Genomic DNA, 17,817 nt, shown 5'->3' on the forward strand with positions numbered 1-17,817 from the left:
CGGTCGCTGTCACACCCCACCCGCGGGAGCCGTCGCGGCTCCCGTCGGGCGGGTGATCAGCGGGGTCCTACGAGGTCACTTGACCTCGACGGAGGCGCCGGCGGCCTTGAGGGACTCGGCAGCCTTCTCGGCGGCCTCCTTGGCGACCTTCTCGACGACGGGCTTCGGCGCGCCGTCGACGAGGTCCTTGGCCTCCTTGAGGCCCAGCGAGGTGAGCTCACGCACGACCTTGATGACCTGGATCTTCTTCTCGCCGGCACCCGTGAGGATGACGTCGAACTCGTCCTGGACCTCTTCGGCCTCGGCGGCGACAGCGGCACCACCGGCGGCGGCAGCGGCGACCGGGGCGGCGGCCTTGACGTCGAACTTGGCCTCGAAGGCCTTCACGAAGTCGGAGAGCTCGATGAGGGTCAGGGTCTCGAACTGCTCGAGCAGCTCGTCCTGGGACAGCTTCGCCATGATGGCGTCCTTCCACTATGTCGGCAGGTGCCGGATGTATATGACGGCGGGCGTACGGAGGGCCCGCTGCGACGCGGCGCCGAACTACTCGGCGTCGGCCTCGGCGGGAGCCGGCGTACCGGCACCGCCCTGCTCGACCTTGGCGCGAAGCGCGTCCGCGGTGCGGACGAACTCCGACAGCGGGGCCTGGAACGTCGCCGCGGCCTTGGCCATCGACGCCTTGATTCCACCGGCCACCTTGGCGAGCAGCACCTCGCGGGACTCGAGGTCCGCGAGCTTCTTGAACTCGTCGGCGCTGAGCGCCTTGCCATCAAGGACTCCGCCCTTGATGACGAGATTCGGGTTGTCCTTGGCGAAGTCACGAAGACCCTTCGCCGACTCCACCGGGTCACCGGTGACGAAGGCAACCGCCGTCGGACCCGCGAACAGGTCGTCCAGCGTGTTGATCCCGGCCTCGTTGGCCGCGATCTTGGTCAGCGTGTTCTTCACCACGGCGTACTGGGCGTTCTCACCGAGGGAACGGCGCAGCTCCTTGAGCTGCGCCACGGTGAGACCCCGGTACTCGGTCAGCACGGCGGCGCTCGAGCTGCGGAATTGTTCCGTCAGCTCGGCCACCGCGGCAGCCTTGTCGGGCCTTGCCATGAGCGTCGGCCTCCTTCCGGGTGATGAGGACCGCTCAGAAGGGGCCGAACAAGACGAAACGCCCCGGCGCAGGCGCACGGGGCGTAGCTCAACCGGGACGAACCCGGGAACTCTCCTCGATCACCTACGCGGGTCGTCCGCTTGTGGCGGATCCTTCGGTCGCCTCACCCTCTTGCGAGAGCACGGCGACGACCAGCGGTCTTTGGCTTCATGTGAAGAGTACGTGACGCGGTTACCCGCAGGCAAATCCGGTCGCCGGGGCCGTAAACCCGCCCCGGTGACCGGATCTGGAAAATCGGATCCCGGACTTCGGGGATCAGATCCCGGAACCCTCGGCATCCGCGCCGAGGTCGCCCAGCATCTTGAACAGGTCGACGGTGTCGGCGGCCGGCGGCGTCTGGACGGAGGCCTTGGCCCCGTAGTCGCTGTAGTGCGCGCTGATCTTCATCTCGCCCTGCGGCGAGTCCATCGCGACATCCATCTTGACCGGGTAGTCGTCCTCGTTGACCCAGACCTCGGTGTCGTAACCCTTGATTCCCGACTTCTTGATGTTGTCGAGGAGGTCCTTGCGCTCCTTCTCGCTGAGCACGTCGAGGCCCTCGTTCGACTCCAGCATCTCGGCGACCGTGAGCGTGCCCTTGTAGTGCTGGGCCTCGACCCCGTCGATCTTCTCGGAGCCGACGTGCTTCACGTTCGGCGAGTCCAGGAGCAGCGCGAGCTGCTGCGCCGGGTCCTGGTTCATGTTCTCCATGCCGCCGGTGAGCTCCTGGGCGGCCGCCGGGTCGCCGGAGGCCTCTGCGGCCGCGGCCAGGTCCAGCTTCATCCAGCGCTTGCCGTCCATGTCCTTGGCCGCCTCGGCGCCCATGTCCATGTACATGGCGTTCTTGACCCACACCATCCGGATCTTGTCCGGGGCGTCGGGCTCGGCCTGGAGCATCGAGCCGGACATGGTCATGTCCATCACCATGGGGTCCCACCCCATGACGCCGGTCATCTCCATGTCGCCCGCCTCGGCCCCCGTCGCGGCGGCCGGCATCGACATCGTCATCGAGACCTTGGCGGACTTCGCCGCCGCCGTCTTCTCGTACGCCGCCGTCAGAACGTCCGTCACCGCGGAACGCGACTGCGGCTCGCCCTTGGCCGCCGAACTCCCGGCCTTCTTCTTCGTGTCCGCGTCCGAGTCACCGCTCTGGCAGCCCGCGACACCCGCCACGACAGCAACCGCCGTCAGCGAAACGCCGACGCGCCCCCATGTCGACATGGTCATACCCCACCCCTTTTTCTGATGTTCCTCGTTGAACGGTATCGCACGGATATGACAGTCCGCGTATACGAAAGCCGGTCCCGGCGCCTCAACAGAGGTGCCGGGACCGGCTCTTGACAGACAACTGACGGACTGCCGCCCTCAATCAGACGGAGGCCGGGTCCTCCTCGACGAGGAGGTTACGGGTGCGGTTGGCGTCCAGCGGAATGCCGGGGCCCATCGTCGTCGCCAGGGTCGCCTTCTTGATGTAACGGCCCTTCGCGGCGGACGGCTTGAGACGGAGGATCTCCTCCAGCGCCGCGGCGTAGTTCTCGACCAGCTTCGTCTCGTCGAAGGAGACCTTGCCGATGATGAAGTGCAGGTTCGAGTGCTTGTCGACGCGGAACTCGATCTTGCCGCCCTTGATGTCGTTCACGGCCTTCGTGACATCGGGGGTGACGGTCCCGGTCTTCGGGTTCGGCATCAGACCACGCGGGCCGAGCACACGGCCGAGGCGGCCGACCTTGCCCATGAGGTCCGGGGTGGCGACGACGGCGTCGAAGTCGAGACGGCCCTTCTGGACCTCTTCGATCAGCTCGTCGGAGCCGACGATGTCGGCGCCCGCGGCGCGCGCTGCCTCGGCACGGTCACCGGTCGCGAAGACCAGGACCCGGGCGGTCTTGCCGGTGCCGTGCGGAAGGTTCACGGTGCCACGGACCATCTGGTCCGCCTTGCGCGGGTCGACGCCCAGACGCATGGCGACCTCGACGGTGCCGTCGAACTTGGTGGTGTTGGTGTCCTTGGCGATACGGACGGCTTCGAGCGGAGGGTACGTACGCTCCGCGTCGATCTTCGCGTCCGCGCTGCGGAGTGCCTTGCTGCGCTTCACTTCTTCTCCTGGTGGTTCATTCAGGTGTGGAGTTCGTGGTGCGGGCCGCGCATGGCCCTTCCACTTGGCGCGCCCGAGAGGGCCCGCCGGGCGGGACTCAGCCCTCGACCGTGATGCCCATCGAACGGGCGGTGCCGGAAATGATCTTCTCGGCGGCGTCCAGGTCGTTGGCGTTCAGGTCGGGCATCTTGGTCGTGGCGATGTCACGGACCTGTGCACGGGTGAGCTTGGCGACCTTCTTGACGTGCGGCTCGCCTGAGCCCTTGTCCACACCCGCGGCCTTGAGGATCAGCTTGGCGGCCGGCGGAGTCTTGGTGATGAAGGTGAAGGAGCGGTCCTCGTAGACCGTGATCTCCACCGGCACGACCATGCCACGCTGCGACTCGGTCGCGGCGTTGTAGGCCTTGCAGAACTCCATGATGTTGACGCCGTGCTGACCCAGCGCGGGGCCGACCGGCGGAGCCGGGTTGGCCGCGCCGGCCGAGATCTGGAGCTTGATGAGCCCCGTGACCTTCTTCTTCTTGGGAGGCATGTGCTCTCTCCGGGTCCTAGTGAGAGTGTTCCGGCCCGGTCATCCGGTCGTCCGGATGCGGGCATACCGCGCAACGATAACGGGTACAGCTGCACGGCCAAAAACCGAGCAGGTCAGACCCTCTCCCGCGGGTGTGGAAATCCCCCGCGAGAGCCTGTCTGACCTGGTCGGAACTGGCTTTGGAGCGCGCGAACCGCGCGTCAGTTCTTCTGGATCTGGTCGAAGCTCAGCTCGACCGGAGTCTCGCGGCCGAAGATCTCGACGAGGCCCTTGACCTTCTTCGAGTCGGCGTTGATCTCGTTGATCGTCGCCTGGAGCGTCGCGAACGGGCCGTCGGTGACGGTGACCGAGTCGCCGACCTCGAAGTCCAGCACCTGGACCTCGACCTTGCGGGACGGAGCCGGCTTGCCCTCGGCCTCGGCCGCCTCGCGCGCGGCCTTCTCCTCGGCCTCGGGGGCGAGCATCTTGACGATCTCGTCCAGCGTCAGCGGGTACGGGTCGTAGGCGTTGCCGACGAAGCCGGTGACGCCCGGCGTGTTCCGTACGACACCCCAGGACTCGTTCGTCAGGTCCATCCGCACCAGGACGTAGCCCGGGAGCTTGTTCTGGCGGACGTTCTTGCGCTCGCCGTTCTTGATCTGGACGATCTCTTCCTCGGGCACCTCGGCCGAGTAGATGAAGTCCTCGACGTTGAGCGAGACGGCTCGCTGTTCCAGGTTGGCCTTCACGCGCTTCTCGTAGCCCGCGTACGTGTGGATGACGTACCACTCGCCGGGCAGCCCGCGCAGCTCCTCGCGGAGCGCGGCGACGGGGTCGACGGCGGGCTCCTCGACGAGCTCGGTCTCCTCGCCGTCCTCGGAACCGGCATCGGCGTCAGCACCGTCGTCGGAGTCGGCTTCGGCGGACTCGGCGTCAGCAGCGGCGTCGGCCGCCGCGTCCTCGTCGGAAGCGGACTCCGCGTCCCCGTCCTCGACGTCCTCGGCGTGCAGCGCCGACTCCTCGGCCGGCTCGCCGGCCTCGGCGTCAGCGGCTTCGGCCTGGTCTGGCTCGACAGCGTCCGCCGCCTCCACGATGTCGGTCTCGTCCTCGCGGGACTCGACCGCCTCGCTGGCGTCGTTCAGGTTCGGGTCAGACACGTTGGCTGCTTCTTCCTGGCTTCACGATGGGTGGAACATGCGGAAAGGGACGCCTGTGGGCGCCCTCCGCCTCCGCGGCTTTAGCCGAAGACGTACTTGACTACTCTCTGGAAGCCGTAGTCCATCACGGTCACCAGACCGATCATGACGACGACGAAGACGATCACAACAGTCGTGTAGGTCGTCAGCTGGTTGCGAGTCGGCCAGACGACCTTGCGCAGCTCCGCGACGATCTGACGGTAGAAGAGCGCGAGACGGCCCAGAGGGCCCTTCTTGCCGCGCTTGCCACCCTTGCGGGTCTTCTTGTTCGACTCGGAGGTCTCGTCATCGTCAGCATCAGGCTTGTCGATGGAGCCCACGGCGTCCGTCACGCTCTCTCACCTGATTCCGGGTCGTGGCCGTGCCGCGCCCGGTGGAGCCGCACGGCAGTGCTTTTGAAGTACGTACACGCGCACACATCCTGGCGAAGGAGTGTGTAGCAGGGCCGGAGGGACTTGAACCCCCAACCGCTGGTTTTGGAGACCAGTGCTCTACCAATTGAGCTACGACCCTTTGCGTTTTCCCCAACCTACCGCATCCGACCAGAAGCACGGTGTGTGCGGATCGGCGGCGGCGGGTGAGGGCCAACGACCAGTGAGTGTACGTGCTCGGGGGCCCGGCGTCGAACAGGTAACACCGGACCGGCTCTTGTCCGAACCTGTCCGCTCCCCGTCCGCGGGCTGTCCATTCGGCGAAACCCCTGCGCCCGGGTCTCCGGAGTTCTGGGACCATGGCCCGCATGAGCGCTGCAATTCCTCCGACCGAGCGCCGGGTCTCCGCCCGAGTCGGCGCAATCTCCGAGTCCGCCACCCTTGCCGTCGACGCCAAGGCCAAGGCCCTCAAGGCCGCCGGCCGGCCGGTGATCGGCTTCGGGGCCGGTGAGCCCGACTTCCCGACGCCCGACTACATCGTCGACGCCGCGAGTGAGGCCTGCCACAACCCCAAGTACCACCGCTACACCCCGGCCGGCGGGCTCCCCGAGCTCAAGGCCGCGATCGTCGCGAAGACGCTGCGTGACTCCGGTTACGAGATCGACCCCGCCCAGGTCCTGGTGACCAACGGCGGCAAGCAGGCGATCTACGAGGCCTTCGCCGCGATCCTCGACCCGGGCGACGAGGTCATCGTCCCGGCGCCGTACTGGACGACGTACCCCGAGTCGATCCGGCTGGCCGGCGGTGTCCCGGTGGACGTGGTGGCCGACGAGACCACCGGCTACCGGGTCTCCGTCGAGCAGTTGGAGGCGGCGCGCACGGAGCGTACGAAGGTCGTGCTCTTCGTCTCACCGTCCAACCCGACCGGCGCCGTCTACAGCCGCGAGGACACCGAGGCCATCGGCCGCTGGGCCGTGGAGCACGGCCTGTGGGTCATGACGGACGAGATCTACGAGCACCTCGTCTACGGCGACGCCGAATTCACCTCGCTGCCCGCGGTGGTGCCGGAGCTGCGCGACAAGTGCGTCGTCGTCAACGGTGTGGCCAAGACGTACGCCATGACCGGCTGGCGGGTGGGCTGGGTCGTCGGCCCCAAGGACGTGGTGAAGGCCGCGACGAACCTCCAGTCGCACGCGACGTCGAACGTGGCCAACGTCTCGCAGGCCGCCGCGCTCGCCGCCCTCACCGGGAGTCTCGACGCGGTGGACGAGATGCGGACCGCCTTCGACCGGCGCCGGGGCACCATCGTCCGGATGCTCAACGAGATCGAGGGCGTGGTCTGCCCGGAGCCCGAGGGTGCCTTCTACGTGTACCCCTCGGTGAAGGGTCTGCTCGGCAAGGAGATCCGGGGCCGGCGCCCCGCGAGCTCCGTCGACCTCGCCACCCTGATCCTCGAAGAGGCCGAGGTCGCGGTCGTCCCGGGTGAGGCCTTCGGTACGCCGGGATATCTCCGGCTGTCGTACGCCCTGGGCGACGAGGACCTGGTCGAGGGTGTGGCCCGGCTCCAGAAGCTGCTGGCCGAGGCCGGCGCCTGAGAAGCACGGATCGGCACGAAGACACGGGTCCCCGGCGGTGTCCGGGGGCCCGTTCTTTCGTTCGGGCAAGGGCCCGAAGGTGGAAAGGGACTCCCGGACTCCGTGTGAGTACGGCAAGATCCATGGATGGAGAACGTTTCCGGCCCCCCGCATGACGACCGCGCCACCCGCGACATCCGTCTGTTGCCCAAGGCCCATCTGCATCTGCACTTCACCGGCTCGATGCGGCCCACGACCCTGCTGGAGCTCGCCGCCAAGTACGGCGTCCATCTCCCCGACGCGCTCACCGGCGGCGAGCCGCCCCAGCTGCGCGCGACCGACGAGCGGGGCTGGTTCCGCTTCCAGCGGCTCTACGACATCGCCCGGTCCTGTCTGCGCACCCCCGAGGACATCCAGCGGCTGGTCCGCGAGGCCGCCGAGGAGGACGTCCGGGACGGCTCAGGGTGGCTGGAGATCCAGGTCGACCCCACCTCGTACGCCCCGCTGCTCGGCGGGCTGATCCCGGCGCTGGAGATCATCCTGGACGCGGTGGACGCCGCGTCCCGCGACACGGGGCTCGGCATACGCGTCGTGGTCGCGGCGAACCGGATGAAGCACCCCCTGGACGCCCGCACGCTGGCGCGGCTGGCCGTGCGGTACGCGGACCGGGGCGTGGTCGGCTTCGGTCTGTCGAACGACGAACGCCGGGGCATGGCACGGGACTTCGACCGGGCCTTCGCCATCGCCAGGGAGGGCGGGCTGCTCGCGGCGCCGCACGGCGGTGAGCTGAGCGGGCCCTCGTCGGTGCGGGACTGCCTGGACGACCTGCGGGCGAGCCGGATCGGGCACGGCGTACGGGCGGCCGAGGACCCGCGGCTGCTGCGCAAGCTGGCCGACCGCGGGGTGACCTGTGAGGTGTGCCCGGCGTCGAACGTGGCGCTGGGCGTCTACGAGAAGCCCGACGACGTACCCTTGCGCACTCTGTTCGAGGCCGGGGTGCCGATGGCGCTCGGCGCGGACGACCCGCTGCTCTTCGGCTCGCGGCTCGCCGCGCAGTACGAACTGGTGCGCAGGCACCACGGGTTCACCGACGTCGAGCTGGCCGAGCTGGCGCGGCAGTCGGTGCGGGCCTCGGCGGCGCCGGCCGGGACGCGCGACAAGCTGCTGGCGGGGATCGACGCCTGGCTGGAGGACTGAGGAGACCGGGCCGGTGGGGCCGTCGCGGGCCGCCGTCACGGGCCGCCGTCACGGGCTGAGCGCGGGCAGGACCGTCCGCACCAGGGCGGGGACGAACTCGTCGAGCGGGGAAACCTGTTCGCCGTCCGGGAACGCCTTGAGGAAAGCCCGTTGCAGGCACGCGCCGAGCAGCAGTGAGGCCACGGCGTCGGCGTCGGCACCGGCCCGTACGCGGCCGGCCTCACGTTCGGCGCGCAGATAACCGGCGAGCGCGCGCAGCGGCCACCGGGGGCCGGCGCCGAGGGCGCGCATCCCCTCGGCGTGCCTGCGCAGCAGGGCCGGTTCGGCGAAGAGCGAGGCGCCGATCGGGAAGGTCGCCTCGTAGAACAGGGCCGCCTGGCGGACGACTTCGGTGAGATTCTCCTCAACGCTGTTACGGGCGTTCGCGCCGAACGGCCCTTCCCCCAGTTCGGAGAGCAGCGGACCCAGGCGCGGCAGCCGTTCCTCCAGGACGCGCAGGAAGAGCTCCTCCTTGCCGGAGAAGTACTTGTAGAGCGCGGCCTCCGAGCACCCGGCGGCACGGGCGATCTCCTTGGTGGTGGCGCGGGCCAGGCCGATGGTGCCCATCAACTCGGCGGCGGCGTCCAGGATGCGGGCCCGCGCGGGCTTCATGTGTGCTCCGATCGCCGTGAGGTGGCTTGACGGGGTCGACGAGGGTTGACGGGGGGGTGGGTGGATACTCACCATAGAGGTGAGTGAATACTCACCCATCAACTCACCCATCATAGAACGGAAGAGGCGAGGGCGATGAAGCTCACCGTGTTCGGGGCGACCGGGGGCGTCGGCCGGGAGATCGTGCGGCAGGGACTGGCGGCGGGCCACCAGGTCACGGCGGTGGTGCGGGATCCGGCGCGGCTGGACGTGACCGGGGACCGGCTCGACGTGTTCACCGCGGCCTCCTTCGACGACCCGGAGTCGCTGCGGGCGGCGGTGGCGGGCCGCGACGCGGTGCTGTCGGGCGTCGGTCCGCGCGGGCGCAAGGACGCGGGGATCGCCGCGCCGGTGACCCGCTCGATCCTGCGGGCGATGGACGCGGAGGGGGTGCGACGGCTGCTGGTGGTGAGCGCGGCCCCGGTCGGCGAGGTGCCTCGGGACGAGCCGCTGCTGGGGAAGATGGCGATGGGCGTGGTCAGGGTCGTGCTCAAGCCCGTCTACGTCGACCTGGCCCGGATGGAGGAGGAACTGACCCGCAGCGCGACCGAGTGGACCTCGGTCCGGCCCCCGCAGCTCCTGGACAAGCCGGTGACGGGCGTCTACCGCGCGGTGGTGGGCGCGAACCCGCGCGGCGGCAACAAGATAGGCCGCCCGGACCTGGCCCACGCGATGCTGGCGATGATCGACGACCCGGCGACGGTGAGGCAGCCGGTGGGGGTCGCGTACTGAGGGGCCCGGCCGGGGCCGGGGCTCAGAGGCTGACGCCGACCGTCACCGGCTCGTTGACCAGCGTGATCCCGAACGCCTCGCGCACTCCGGCGACGACCTCGCGCGCGAGCGCGAGCAGATCCTCGGTGGTGGCGTTCCCCCGGTTGGTCAGGGCCAGCGTGTGCTTGGTGGAGATGCGGGCCGGGCCGGCGCCGTACCCCTTGGTGAAGCCCGCGCGGTCGATCAGCCACGCGGCCGAGGTCTTCGTGCGGCCCTCCCCCGCCGGGTACGCCGGCGGGGTGACGTCCGGGCCCAGCCGCTGCGCCGCGCGGGCGAGGAAGGCCGCGTACGCCGTGTCGTCGAGGATCGGGTTGGTGAAGAAGGAGCCGGCCGACCAGGTGTCGTGGTCCGCCGGGTCGAGCACCATGCCCTTGCCCGCGCGCAGTCCGAGCACCGTGCGGCGGGCGTCGTCCACGGGGACACGGTCGCCGGGTTCGACACCGAGCGCGCGGGCCGTCTCGGCGTACTTGAGCGGGGCCGAGAGCCCGCCCGCGTCCTCCAGCGCGAACCGGACCCGCAGCACGACGTAGCGCTCGGGGTGCTCCTTGAAGCGGCTGTGACGGTACGAGAAGTCGCACTCGGAGTTGGCGAGGGTGAGGATCTCGCGGGTGGCGCGGTCGTAGGCGACGACCTCGGTGATGGTGCTGGACACCTCCTGGCCGTACGCGCCGACGTTCTGGATCGGTGTGGCGCCGGCCGAGCCGGGGACGCCGGCCAGGCACTCGATGCCCGCCAGACCCGCCTCGACCGTACGGGAGACGGCATCGGTCCAGGTCTCTCCGGCGGCCAGTTCCAGCGCCGTGCCCGTGAGGTCGAAGCCGCGGGTCGCGATCCGCAGGGCGGTGCCCTCGAACCCCTTGTCGCCGATGACCAGATTGCTGCCGCCGCCGATGATCAGCAGCGGAGTGCCGGCGTCGTCGGCCTCGCGCACGGCCGTGACCACCTCGGCGTCGGTGGTCGCGGTGATCAGCCGGGTGGCCGGGCCGCCGAGGCGGAAGGTGGTGAGCGGGGCGAGGGGGGCGTCCTGGAGTTCCTGCACGGGACAAGACTACGGTCCGGTCCGGAGACGATTCGTCTCCGGACCGGACCGTGCCGCGCGTGCCGGACCGTGACCGTGCCGCGTGCCGGACCGTGACCGTGCCGCGTGCCGCGCCGGGGGCCGTCAGACGCCCGCCGTCTCGCGCTTCCCTTCCGCCTCCACCCGCGACTCCCGCACCACCGCGGTCTTCGCCCGCGCCCGGCGGCCCGGTATGGCCAGCGCCGTCAGGGCCGCGACTCCCACGACCGCCGAGCCGATCCACAGGGCCGGGACGGTGCCGTCGACGAAGATCTGCGGCGTCTCGTAGCCGCCCTGCGCGGAGAACACCGCCCCGAGGACCGCGACCCCGAGGGCTCCGCCGACCTCGCGCAGCGCGTTGTTGGCGCCGGACGCGATCCCCTGCTCCTCGGGCCGGACGCTGGACATGACCAGGCTGGCGGCGGGGGCGAAGTACATCGCCATCCCGATCCCGCTGATGATCAGACCGGGCAGCTGCGCCGCGTACGACACACCGGGCTCGACGGCCATCGCGAACAGGGCGAGGCCGACCGCCTGGAGGGCGAGGCCCGTGGTGACGACGGGCCGGCCGCCGATCCGGTCGGAGAGGATGCCGGCGAGCGGCGCGACGATCAGCGGCATCGCGGTCCAGGGCAGCATCCGCAGACCGGCCTCGGTGGGCGAGTATCCGGCGACGCCCTGGAGGAACTGGCTGAGCAGGAAGATCGAGCCGAACATGCCCAGGAACATCAGCAGGCTCGCGGCGTTGATCCCGGCGAAGGTGCGGTTCTTGAACAGCCGCATGGGCAGCATCGAGTCGGGCCGGCGGAAGCCGTGGTGCACGAAGCCGCCGATCAGGCCCGTGCCGGCGATCAGCCCGGTGAGGACGAGCGGGCTGGTCCAGCCCTCGGTGTTGGCGGTGACCAGGGCGTAGACGATGCCGAAGAGGCCGCCGCTGATGAGCAGGGTGCCGGGGATGTCGATACGGGCGTTCGGGGCGTACGACTCCTTGAGCCGCGTCCTGGCGAGCGGCAGCAGCAGGAGGCCGACCGGGACGTTCAGCCAGAAGATCCACTCCCAGGAGATGTGCTCGGTGAGGCTTCCGCCGACGAGCGGGCCCGCGGCCACGGCGATGCCGGTGACGGCGCTGAAGATGCCGAGGGCGGCGCCGCGCCTGGCGGCCGGGACCGCCGCGGTGAGCAGGGTGAGTGCCAGCGGCATCATGATCGCCGCGCCGACTCCCTGGACGGCGCGGGCGGCGATCAGGCTGTTGATGCCGGGCGCGAGGGCCGCGGCGGCGGACGCGGCGGTGAAGATCGAGAGGCCGCCGACGAAGAGCCTGCGGCGGCCGAACCGGTCGCCGAGGGCCGCGCCGAACATGAGCAGCACCGCGAAGGTGAGTGTGTAGGCGTTGACCGTCCACTCCAGGTCGGCGAGTTTGCCGCCGAGGTCCTCGCGGATGGAGGGCAGGGCGGTGGTGACGACGAGGTTGTCGAGGGCCGCCATGAAGCCCGCGGCGCCGGTGATGACGAGGGCCCAGGTGGCGTTCGTGCCGCCGCGGGCTGCTGGCTGGTTCATCGTTCTCCCCAATTTGGTTAGTTATTGATGACTAACTTTCATGCCCATGAAGAGGCGCGCGGTGTCACCGCGTGCTCGGTCTCAGTTGCCGGACGGCCCGCCCGTCGGGGCGGTCGTAGCGTTCGCCGGGCCGATCATCGGGTGGCCGGGCCGGCGGGTGGGCCGCCGACCGGCCGCGCGGAGTCGTAGAAGCCGGTCCAGACGCGATGGTCACCCTGAAACCCCATCGCCACCAGGGTGTTGACCAGCATTCCGTACGCCAGGAACATCGTGGTCTCGTTCGGGTCCGCGCCGAGCGTCAGGTGCACGGAGTCCCAGAGCGCTTCCCACCCGGCCCGTACGGAGCGGCCGAACTCGTGGTCCCCCGCCGACTCGGCCGCGGCGACCGCGACGTACGTCTGCATCTGCATCATCAGCTTGTCCGGGTCTTCCGAGATGAGCCGCTGGTAGGCGACGGCCATGGCGTGGACGGCCGCCTCGGGGTCCAGCCCCTCCGCCGCGTCCTCGAAGATGCGCCGGACGTCGAAGAGACAACGCTCGGACGCCGCGAGGAAGATGGCCTGCTTGTTCGCGAAGAGCCGGAAGAGGTACGGCTGCGAGACGCCCACCCGACGGGCGATCGCCTCGGTGGAGGTGCCGTGGTATCCGGTACGGGCGAATTCGGTGATCGCCGCGCGGATGACGCTCTCGCGCCGCTCTTCTGCGCTCATCCTGACCATGAGGAGTAAGTTATTGATTGATAACTTACTTGTCAAGCCGTGGGACCGGCCGCCGATTCCGGGCCGGGGGCCGGACGGGCCGCGGCTGCGGATCGTCCGGCCCCCGGCCGTAAGACAGGCCGTCCTCAGGCGAGTTGGACGACGGCGCGGGACATGCCCAGCACCTTCTTGCCCTCGCTGGTCGCCGTCAGGTCCACGCGTACGCGGTTGTCGTCGAGCTTGGCGCCGATCTTGGCGGTCACCTCGATGACCGCGCCCTTGTCGTCGTTGGGCACGACCACGGGTTTGGTGAAGCGGACGCCGTATTCGACCACCGCTCCCGGGTCCCCGACCCAGTCGGTCACCACCCGGACGGCCTCGGCCATCGTGAACATGCCGTGCGCGATGACGTCCGGCAGCCCGACCTCCCGCGCGAACTTCTCGTTCCAGTGGATCGGGTTGAAGTCCCCCGAGGCGCCCGCGTAGCGCACCAGGGTCTCGCGCGTCACCGGGAAGGTCCCGGCCGGCAGTTCCGTACCGATCTCGACGTTGTCGTAGGCGATCCGCGTGGCCACCGGCGTCACTCCCCCTCGGCGGCGCGCGCCACCAGCTTGGTCCACGCGGTCACGACATGCGCTCCCGCCTCGTCGTGCACCTCGCCACGGACGTCGAGGATGTCGTTCCCCGCCATGGACTTGATCCCCTCGATGGTGGAGGTGACCGTCAGCCGGTCGCCCGCCCGTACGGGACGGGTGTAGACGAACTTCTGGTCGCCGTGCACGACCCGGCTGTAGTCGAGGCCCAGCTGCGGATCGGCGATGACCTCCCGCGCGGCCTTGAAGCTGATCGAGAAGACGAAGGTCGGCGGGGCGATCACGTCGAGATGACCGAACGCCTTTGCCGCGTCCGGATCGACGTACGCCGGATTGGTGTCGCCCACCGCCTCTGCGAACTCGCGGATCTTCTCCCGGCCGACCTCGTACGGCTCGGTCGGCGGATACGTCCGCCCGACGAAGGACTGGTCGAGCGCCATGGACTCGTTCCCTCCTGATGTGACTGCCCTGAGACTGCCCTGATGAATGGTGCCCAACTATGGATCGGGCGCGGCAAACGACACGAGGCCGCCCCCCGGTTAAGGGGACGGCCTCGGGTACGAGCCTGGTTCAGCGCGTTTCGCGGTGAGCCGTGTGCGAGTTGCAACGAGGGCAGTGCTTCTTCATCTCAAGACGGTCCGGGTTGTTGCGCCGGTTCTTCTTGGTGATGTAGTTCCGCTCCTTGCACTCCACGCAGGCCAGCGTGATCTTCGGGCGGACGTCGGTGGCAGCCACGTGAGTGCTCCTTGGACGGACAGATTGACGGGTTAACGCATAAAAGAGTAGCCGATCGAAGGATCGCCCCCACCATCGGCTACCGTGTGTAGCGGTGACCGGACTTGAACCGGTGACACAGCGATTATGAGCCGCTTGCTCTACCGACTGAGCTACACCGCTGTGATGTCGGATCCCCTCGCCCGGAGGCGAGGAGGACCGAGCACCAGAGCCCCAATACGGAATCGAACCGTAGACCTTCTCCTTACCATGGAGACGCTCTACCGACTGAGCTATTGGGGCGAGCGATGAAGACATTACACGGTCCGTCGCCGTTCGCCCAAATCCGTTTCCCGGCCTCTCGTCCCACCTGTCCCTTCCGTCTCGGGGTCCTTCTCGCCGTCCTTCTGGAGGTCTCGCCCGGGGTCTCTCCCGGGCGAGATGCCACGGGTGCGTCGGGAGGGCGGCGGGACGGCGACGGGCGGGCGTGGGACGGCGTTCCGGACGCCGGGAAGAGCCACGCCGGTATGACTATTTCCTTCCTCCTCGAAGCCCACGCGGGGCGCCTCTAGGCTCGACGCACGCTGCGTGATCTTGCACGCCAGAGCCTCACATCCCCACCCAGGAGCCCACCAGGAGCACGATGCCCGACAGCCAGCCGCAGCCGTCAGACGGCGTCACGGCCAACGCCACCGCGCTGCTGCTGCGCGGGGCCCGCCTCATCGACGGCCGGGCCGTCGACGTACGGCTGAGCGGCGGCCGTATCGAAGCCGTCGGCACCGCCGGCAGTCTCCCCGCGCTCGGCGCCACCCTGGACCTCGACGGGCATCTGCTCCTGCCCGCCCCCGCCGAGCCGCACGCGCACAGCGACACCGCGCTGAGCGCCGTCACGTCCGGCGGGCCCGTCTCGTACGACCCCGAGGACATCCAGCGCCGTGCGACCGAGGCCGCCCTGCTCCAGGTCGGGCACGGGGCGACGACGCTGCGGACGCATGTGCGGATCGGTGACGCGCAGGAGTTGGCGCCCATGGAGGCGGTGCTCCAGGCGCGGCGTTCGCTGCGCGGGCTCGGGGATCTGACAGTCGTCGCCGTACCGCGCCTGCTGACCGGGGTCGCGGGCGCCGACGGGCTGGCGATGCTGCGGGACGCGGTCAAGATGGGCGCGGGTGTGGTGGGCGGCTGCCCGGACCTCGACCCCGATCCGGCCGGATACGTGGAATCGGTGCTGACCGTGGCCGCCGAGCACGGCTGTCCGGTCGACCTCCATACGGACGGCGGCGACCCGGCCCGCCTCGCGCGCCTCGCGGCGATGGTGGGCGGGCTGCGGCCCGGCGTCACGATCGGGCCCTGCGCGGGGCTGTCCCGGCTGCCGTCGGACGCGACGGGCCGGGCGGCCGACCAGCTGGCGGCGGCGGGTGTGACGGTCGTCTGTCTGCCCCAGGGCGGCTGCGGCGGTGTCGACCAGCGGGGTGTGGCGCCCGTACGGGTGCTGCGGGCCGCCGGGGTACGGGTGGCGGCGGGCAGCGGGGCCGTACGGGACGTGGCGAACCCGGTGGGACGGGGGGACCCGTTGGAGGCGGCGTATCTGCTGGCCTCCCAAGGAGGGCTGCGCGCCGCGGAGGCGTACGAGACGGTGAGCACGGCCGCGCGTGAGGCGATGCGGCTGCCGGAGGTACGGGTGGAGGCGGGCTTTCCGGCCGAGTTGCTCGCGGTGCGCGGGGACCGGCTGGAGGGGGTGCTGTCGCTGGCGTACAGCAGGGTCGTCATTCACCGGGGCCGGGTGGTGGCCCGGACGAACGCCGTACGGGAGTACTGCGACTCGTCGGTCGCTGTGTCGCTGGACCTGCCGCGGCAGGGACGGCAGGGGCGGCCGGAGACCCGGCCGTGAGCTGTCGGCCGTGCGGCGGACGCCGTAAGCCTCCCGCCCGTGTGCCTGCCTCCCTGTGCGGCCGCCGGGGATCGCTCCTCCAACGGAGGTGCCGCGTGAGCGGTGACGGCCCGTCGGACGTACGGTCGTGAGCATGCGAATTGTCATCGCCGGAGGACACGGTCAGATCGCGCTGCGGCTGGAGCGGCTGCTCGCCGCGCGCGAACACGAGGTCGCGGGCATCATCCGCAAACCCGAACAGGCGGAGGACCTGCGGGAGGCGGGGGCCGAAGCCGTCGTGCTCGACCTGGAGTCGGCCTCGGTGGACGAGGCCGCCGCGGTCCTGGAGGGCGCGGACGCGGCGGTCTTCGCCGCCGGAGCCGGAGCGGGCAGCACCACGGAACGCAAGGACACCGTCGACCGGGGCGCCGCGGTCCTGTTCGCGGACGCGGCGGAACGGGCGGGCGTACGGCGCTACGTGATCGTCTCGTCCATGGGCGCCGACCCGGACCACCAGGGCGACGACGTCTTCGACCACTACCTGCGTGCCAAGGGCGCGGCGGACGCGTACGTCCTGGCCAAGGAGGGGCTCGACACGACCGTCCTGCGCCCCGGAATGCTCACGAACGACGCGGGCACGGGCCTCGTGAACCTCGCGACGTCAACGGGCCGTGGCCCGGTGCCCCGGGACGATGTGGCCGCGACGCTGCTGGAGTTGGTGCAGTCGTCGGCGACGGCGGGCCTGACGCTGGAGCTGATCAGCGGGACGGTGCCGGTCGCGGAGGCGGTGAAGAACGCGGCGTCGTCCGCCTGACGGTGACGACGATGGCCCCTGGTCCGCGTCTCCGCGGTCCAGGGGCCATCATTTCCGTGTGGCGGCGCCAGGATTCGAACCTGGGAAGGCTAAGCCGGCGGATTTACAGTCCGCTCCCATTGGCCACTCGGGCACACCGCCATGGGATGTTGTCGCGGGATCGGCGCTGTGAGCGCTGCTCCGTGGCAACGACGTAAACGATACCCGATGCCCGGGGGTGCTCCGCCACCGGATTGATCAGGCGGGGAGCGGGCCGGGATGACTAGGCTTTGCCGGAGCGGGCCGGGGGCCCGGCCGTACTTTCGGCATCGGTCGCGGCATGGGTCGCGGCACTCTTTCCAGCACCCGATTCAAGGAGCCACAGGACATGGCCGACTCCAGTTTCGACATCGTCTCGAAGGTCGAGCGGCAGGAGGTCGACAACGCCCTCAACCAGACCGCGAAGGAGGTCTCCCAGCGGTACGACTTCAAGAACGTCGGAGCCTCGATCGCCTGGTCCGGCGAGAAGATCGTCATGCAGGCCAACAGCGAGGAGCGGGTCAACGCGATCCTCGACGTCTTCCAGTCCAAGCTGATCAAGCGGGGCATCTCGCTGAAGGCGCTGGACACGGGCGAGCCGCAGCAGTCCGGCAAGGACTACAAGATCTTCGCGTCGATCGAGGAGGGCATCTCCCAGGAGAACGCGAAGAAGGTCGCCAAGATCATCCGCGATGAGGGCCCCAAGGGCGTCAAGGCGCTCGTGCAGGGCGACGAGCTGCGGGTCAGCTCGAAGAGCCGGGACGATCTTCAGGCCGTACAGGCGCTGTTGAAGGGGCAGGACTTCGACTTCGCGCTGCAGTACGTCAACTACCGCTGAGCGACGGGCCCGCCGGGCGCGCGGGTGTCGCCGGTTCGGCACAGGCACGGCACAACGAGGGCGGCCGGCCGGGGACTTTCCCGGCCGCGGCCCTCGTTGCGTTCTCCTCCAAAGGAGG

20 protein-coding genes and 4 tRNA genes are annotated in these 17,817 nt (G+C 69.8%); 6 read left to right on the plus strand and 18 right to left on the minus strand.

Features of this window, described 5'->3' with window-relative positions; all coding sequences use genetic code 11:
• Positions 1-75: 75 nt before the first annotated feature.
• The 8 genes from rplL to IEY79_RS13555 all read right to left on the minus strand — a co-directional run bounded on the left by rplL (position 76) and on the right by IEY79_RS13555 (position 5,453).
• Positions 76-459 (minus strand): 50S ribosomal protein L7/L12, encoded by a 384-nt coding sequence (rplL, locus tag IEY79_RS13520; RefSeq protein ID WP_189107668.1) that lies wholly within the window; start codon positions 457-459, stop codon positions 76-78.
• 84 nt (positions 460-543) lie between these two features.
• The gene (rplJ, locus tag IEY79_RS13525) at positions 544-1,101 is read right to left on the minus strand and encodes a 50S ribosomal protein L10 (protein WP_189107669.1); all 558 of its coding nucleotides are present in this window, start codon (positions 1,099-1,101) and stop codon (positions 544-546) included.
• A gap of 316 nt (positions 1,102-1,417) precedes the next feature.
• Complete coding sequence (locus tag IEY79_RS13530) at positions 1,418-2,368, minus strand: SCO4651 family lipoprotein (RefSeq protein WP_189107670.1); 951 nt, start codon at positions 2,366-2,368, stop codon at positions 1,418-1,420.
• Between the two features lie 142 nt (positions 2,369-2,510).
• Positions 2,511-3,233, minus strand: a complete 723-nt coding sequence (gene rplA, locus IEY79_RS13535; protein ID WP_189107671.1) for a 50S ribosomal protein L1 — start codon at positions 3,231-3,233, stop codon at positions 2,511-2,513.
• 97 nt (positions 3,234-3,330) lie between these two features.
• Positions 3,331-3,765, minus strand: coding sequence for a 50S ribosomal protein L11 (rplK, locus tag IEY79_RS13540; protein WP_078075574.1), 435 nt, complete (start codon positions 3,763-3,765; stop codon positions 3,331-3,333).
• A gap of 200 nt (positions 3,766-3,965) precedes the next feature.
• A complete protein-coding gene (nusG, locus tag IEY79_RS13545) occupies positions 3,966-4,901 on the minus strand; it encodes a transcription termination/antitermination protein NusG (protein ID WP_189107672.1) in 936 nt (311 codons plus the stop codon).
• Positions 4,902-4,981: 80 nt separating this feature from the next.
• On the minus strand, positions 4,982-5,272 hold the full coding sequence (gene secE, locus IEY79_RS13550) for a preprotein translocase subunit SecE (protein ID WP_189107673.1): 291 nt from the start codon (positions 5,270-5,272) through the stop codon (positions 4,982-4,984).
• Positions 5,273-5,380: 108 nt separating this feature from the next.
• Positions 5,381-5,453, minus strand: a tRNA-Trp gene (locus IEY79_RS13555).
• A 226-nt stretch (positions 5,454-5,679) separates the two neighbouring features.
• Between IEY79_RS13555 and IEY79_RS13560 the strand changes: the two genes are divergently transcribed.
• Both IEY79_RS13560 and IEY79_RS13565 read left to right on the plus strand, forming a co-directional pair.
• Entirely contained in the window at positions 5,680-6,906 is a 1,227-nt protein-coding gene (locus IEY79_RS13560) for a pyridoxal phosphate-dependent aminotransferase (RefSeq protein WP_189107674.1), read from the plus strand.
• 126 nt (positions 6,907-7,032) lie between these two features.
• On the plus strand, positions 7,033-8,082 hold the full coding sequence (locus IEY79_RS13565; RefSeq protein ID WP_189107675.1) for an adenosine deaminase: 1,050 nt from the start codon (positions 7,033-7,035) through the stop codon (positions 8,080-8,082).
• A 48-nt stretch (positions 8,083-8,130) separates the two neighbouring features.
• Here the strand turns inward: IEY79_RS13565 and IEY79_RS13570 are convergent, their stop codons facing one another.
• Complete coding sequence (locus IEY79_RS13570) at positions 8,131-8,733, minus strand: TetR/AcrR family transcriptional regulator (RefSeq protein WP_189107676.1); 603 nt, start codon at positions 8,731-8,733, stop codon at positions 8,131-8,133.
• Positions 8,734-8,868: 135 nt separating this feature from the next.
• Here IEY79_RS13570 and IEY79_RS13575 point away from each other — a divergent pair, with 135 nt between their 5' ends.
• Positions 8,869-9,504 (plus strand): NAD(P)-dependent oxidoreductase, encoded by a 636-nt coding sequence (locus IEY79_RS13575; RefSeq protein ID WP_189107677.1) that lies wholly within the window; start codon positions 8,869-8,871, stop codon positions 9,502-9,504.
• Between the two features lie 22 nt (positions 9,505-9,526).
• Here the strand turns inward: IEY79_RS13575 and IEY79_RS13580 are convergent, their stop codons facing one another.
• The 8 genes from IEY79_RS13580 to IEY79_RS13615 all read right to left on the minus strand — a co-directional run bounded on the left by IEY79_RS13580 (position 9,527) and on the right by IEY79_RS13615 (position 14,465).
• Positions 9,527-10,582, minus strand: a complete 1,056-nt coding sequence (locus IEY79_RS13580) for a UDP-N-acetylmuramate dehydrogenase (RefSeq protein WP_189107678.1) — start codon at positions 10,580-10,582, stop codon at positions 9,527-9,529.
• A gap of 123 nt (positions 10,583-10,705) precedes the next feature.
• Entirely contained in the window at positions 10,706-12,157 is a 1,452-nt protein-coding gene (locus IEY79_RS13585; protein ID WP_189107679.1) for an MFS transporter, read from the minus strand.
• Between the two features lie 134 nt (positions 12,158-12,291).
• On the minus strand, positions 12,292-12,876 hold the full coding sequence (locus tag IEY79_RS13590; RefSeq protein WP_189107680.1) for a TetR/AcrR family transcriptional regulator: 585 nt from the start codon (positions 12,874-12,876) through the stop codon (positions 12,292-12,294).
• 125 nt (positions 12,877-13,001) lie between these two features.
• Positions 13,002-13,430, minus strand: coding sequence for a MaoC family dehydratase (locus IEY79_RS13595; RefSeq protein ID WP_189107681.1), 429 nt, complete (start codon positions 13,428-13,430; stop codon positions 13,002-13,004).
• A gap of 5 nt (positions 13,431-13,435) precedes the next feature.
• The gene (locus tag IEY79_RS13600; RefSeq protein WP_189107682.1) at positions 13,436-13,888 is read right to left on the minus strand and encodes a MaoC family dehydratase N-terminal domain-containing protein; all 453 of its coding nucleotides are present in this window, start codon (positions 13,886-13,888) and stop codon (positions 13,436-13,438) included.
• A 130-nt stretch (positions 13,889-14,018) separates the two neighbouring features.
• Complete coding sequence (gene rpmG, locus IEY79_RS13605; protein WP_003956487.1) at positions 14,019-14,183, minus strand: 50S ribosomal protein L33; 165 nt, start codon at positions 14,181-14,183, stop codon at positions 14,019-14,021.
• Between the two features lie 89 nt (positions 14,184-14,272).
• Positions 14,273-14,345, minus strand: a tRNA-Met gene (locus IEY79_RS13610).
• Positions 14,346-14,392: 47 nt separating this feature from the next.
• Positions 14,393-14,465, minus strand: a tRNA-Thr gene (locus IEY79_RS13615).
• 340 nt (positions 14,466-14,805) lie between these two features.
• Here IEY79_RS13615 and IEY79_RS13620 point away from each other — a divergent pair.
• Together IEY79_RS13620 and IEY79_RS13625 are read left to right on the plus strand one after the other, a co-directional pair.
• Complete coding sequence (locus tag IEY79_RS13620; RefSeq protein ID WP_189107683.1) at positions 14,806-16,050, plus strand: amidohydrolase family protein; 1,245 nt, start codon at positions 14,806-14,808, stop codon at positions 16,048-16,050.
• Positions 16,051-16,183: 133 nt separating this feature from the next.
• The gene (locus IEY79_RS13625) at positions 16,184-16,843 is read left to right on the plus strand and encodes an SDR family oxidoreductase (protein WP_189107684.1); all 660 of its coding nucleotides are present in this window, start codon (positions 16,184-16,186) and stop codon (positions 16,841-16,843) included.
• Between the two features lie 59 nt (positions 16,844-16,902).
• Here the strand turns inward: IEY79_RS13625 and IEY79_RS13630 are convergent.
• Positions 16,903-16,984, minus strand: a tRNA-Tyr gene (locus IEY79_RS13630).
• 226 nt (positions 16,985-17,210) lie between these two features.
• Between IEY79_RS13630 and IEY79_RS13635 the strand changes: the two genes are divergently transcribed.
• On the plus strand, positions 17,211-17,699 hold the full coding sequence (locus IEY79_RS13635; protein WP_189107685.1) for a YajQ family cyclic di-GMP-binding protein: 489 nt from the start codon (positions 17,211-17,213) through the stop codon (positions 17,697-17,699).
• Positions 17,700-17,817 lie beyond the last annotated feature (118 nt).

Source organism: Streptomyces camponoticapitis, assembly GCF_014646115.1.
In the GTDB taxonomy this organism is placed as follows: domain Bacteria; phylum Actinomycetota; class Actinomycetes; order Streptomycetales; family Streptomycetaceae; genus Streptomyces; species Streptomyces camponoticapitis.

Coding starts and splice junctions, on each gene's coding strand:
- IEY79_RS13585 (WP_189107679.1), bottom strand. CDS start 12,157: ATGAACCAGCCAGCAGCCCGCGGCGGCACGAACGCCACCTGGGCCCTC.
- IEY79_RS13625 (WP_189107684.1), top strand. CDS start 16,184: ATGCGAATTGTCATCGCCGGAGGACACGGTCAGATCGCGCTGCGGCTG.
- IEY79_RS13560 (WP_189107674.1), top strand. CDS start 5,680: ATGAGCGCTGCAATTCCTCCGACCGAGCGCCGGGTCTCCGCCCGAGTC.
- IEY79_RS13600 (WP_189107682.1), bottom strand. CDS start 13,888: ATGGCGCTCGACCAGTCCTTCGTCGGGCGGACGTATCCGCCGACCGAG.
- IEY79_RS13570 (WP_189107676.1), bottom strand. CDS start 8,733: ATGAAGCCCGCGCGGGCCCGCATCCTGGACGCCGCCGCCGAGTTGATG.
- rplK (WP_078075574.1), bottom strand. CDS start 3,765: ATGCCTCCCAAGAAGAAGAAGGTCACGGGGCTCATCAAGCTCCAGATC.
- IEY79_RS13565 (WP_189107675.1), top strand. CDS start 7,033: ATGGAGAACGTTTCCGGCCCCCCGCATGACGACCGCGCCACCCGCGAC.
- rplL (WP_189107668.1), bottom strand. CDS start 459: ATGGCGAAGCTGTCCCAGGACGAGCTGCTCGAGCAGTTCGAGACCCTG.
- rplJ (WP_189107669.1), bottom strand. CDS start 1,101: ATGGCAAGGCCCGACAAGGCTGCCGCGGTGGCCGAGCTGACGGAACAA.
- IEY79_RS13590 (WP_189107680.1), bottom strand. CDS start 12,876: ATGGTCAGGATGAGCGCAGAAGAGCGGCGCGAGAGCGTCATCCGCGCG.
- IEY79_RS13620 (WP_189107683.1), top strand. CDS start 14,806: ATGCCCGACAGCCAGCCGCAGCCGTCAGACGGCGTCACGGCCAACGCC.
- IEY79_RS13530 (WP_189107670.1), bottom strand. CDS start 2,368: ATGACCATGTCGACATGGGGGCGCGTCGGCGTTTCGCTGACGGCGGTT.
- IEY79_RS13575 (WP_189107677.1), top strand. CDS start 8,869: ATGAAGCTCACCGTGTTCGGGGCGACCGGGGGCGTCGGCCGGGAGATC.
- IEY79_RS13635 (WP_189107685.1), top strand. CDS start 17,211: ATGGCCGACTCCAGTTTCGACATCGTCTCGAAGGTCGAGCGGCAGGAG.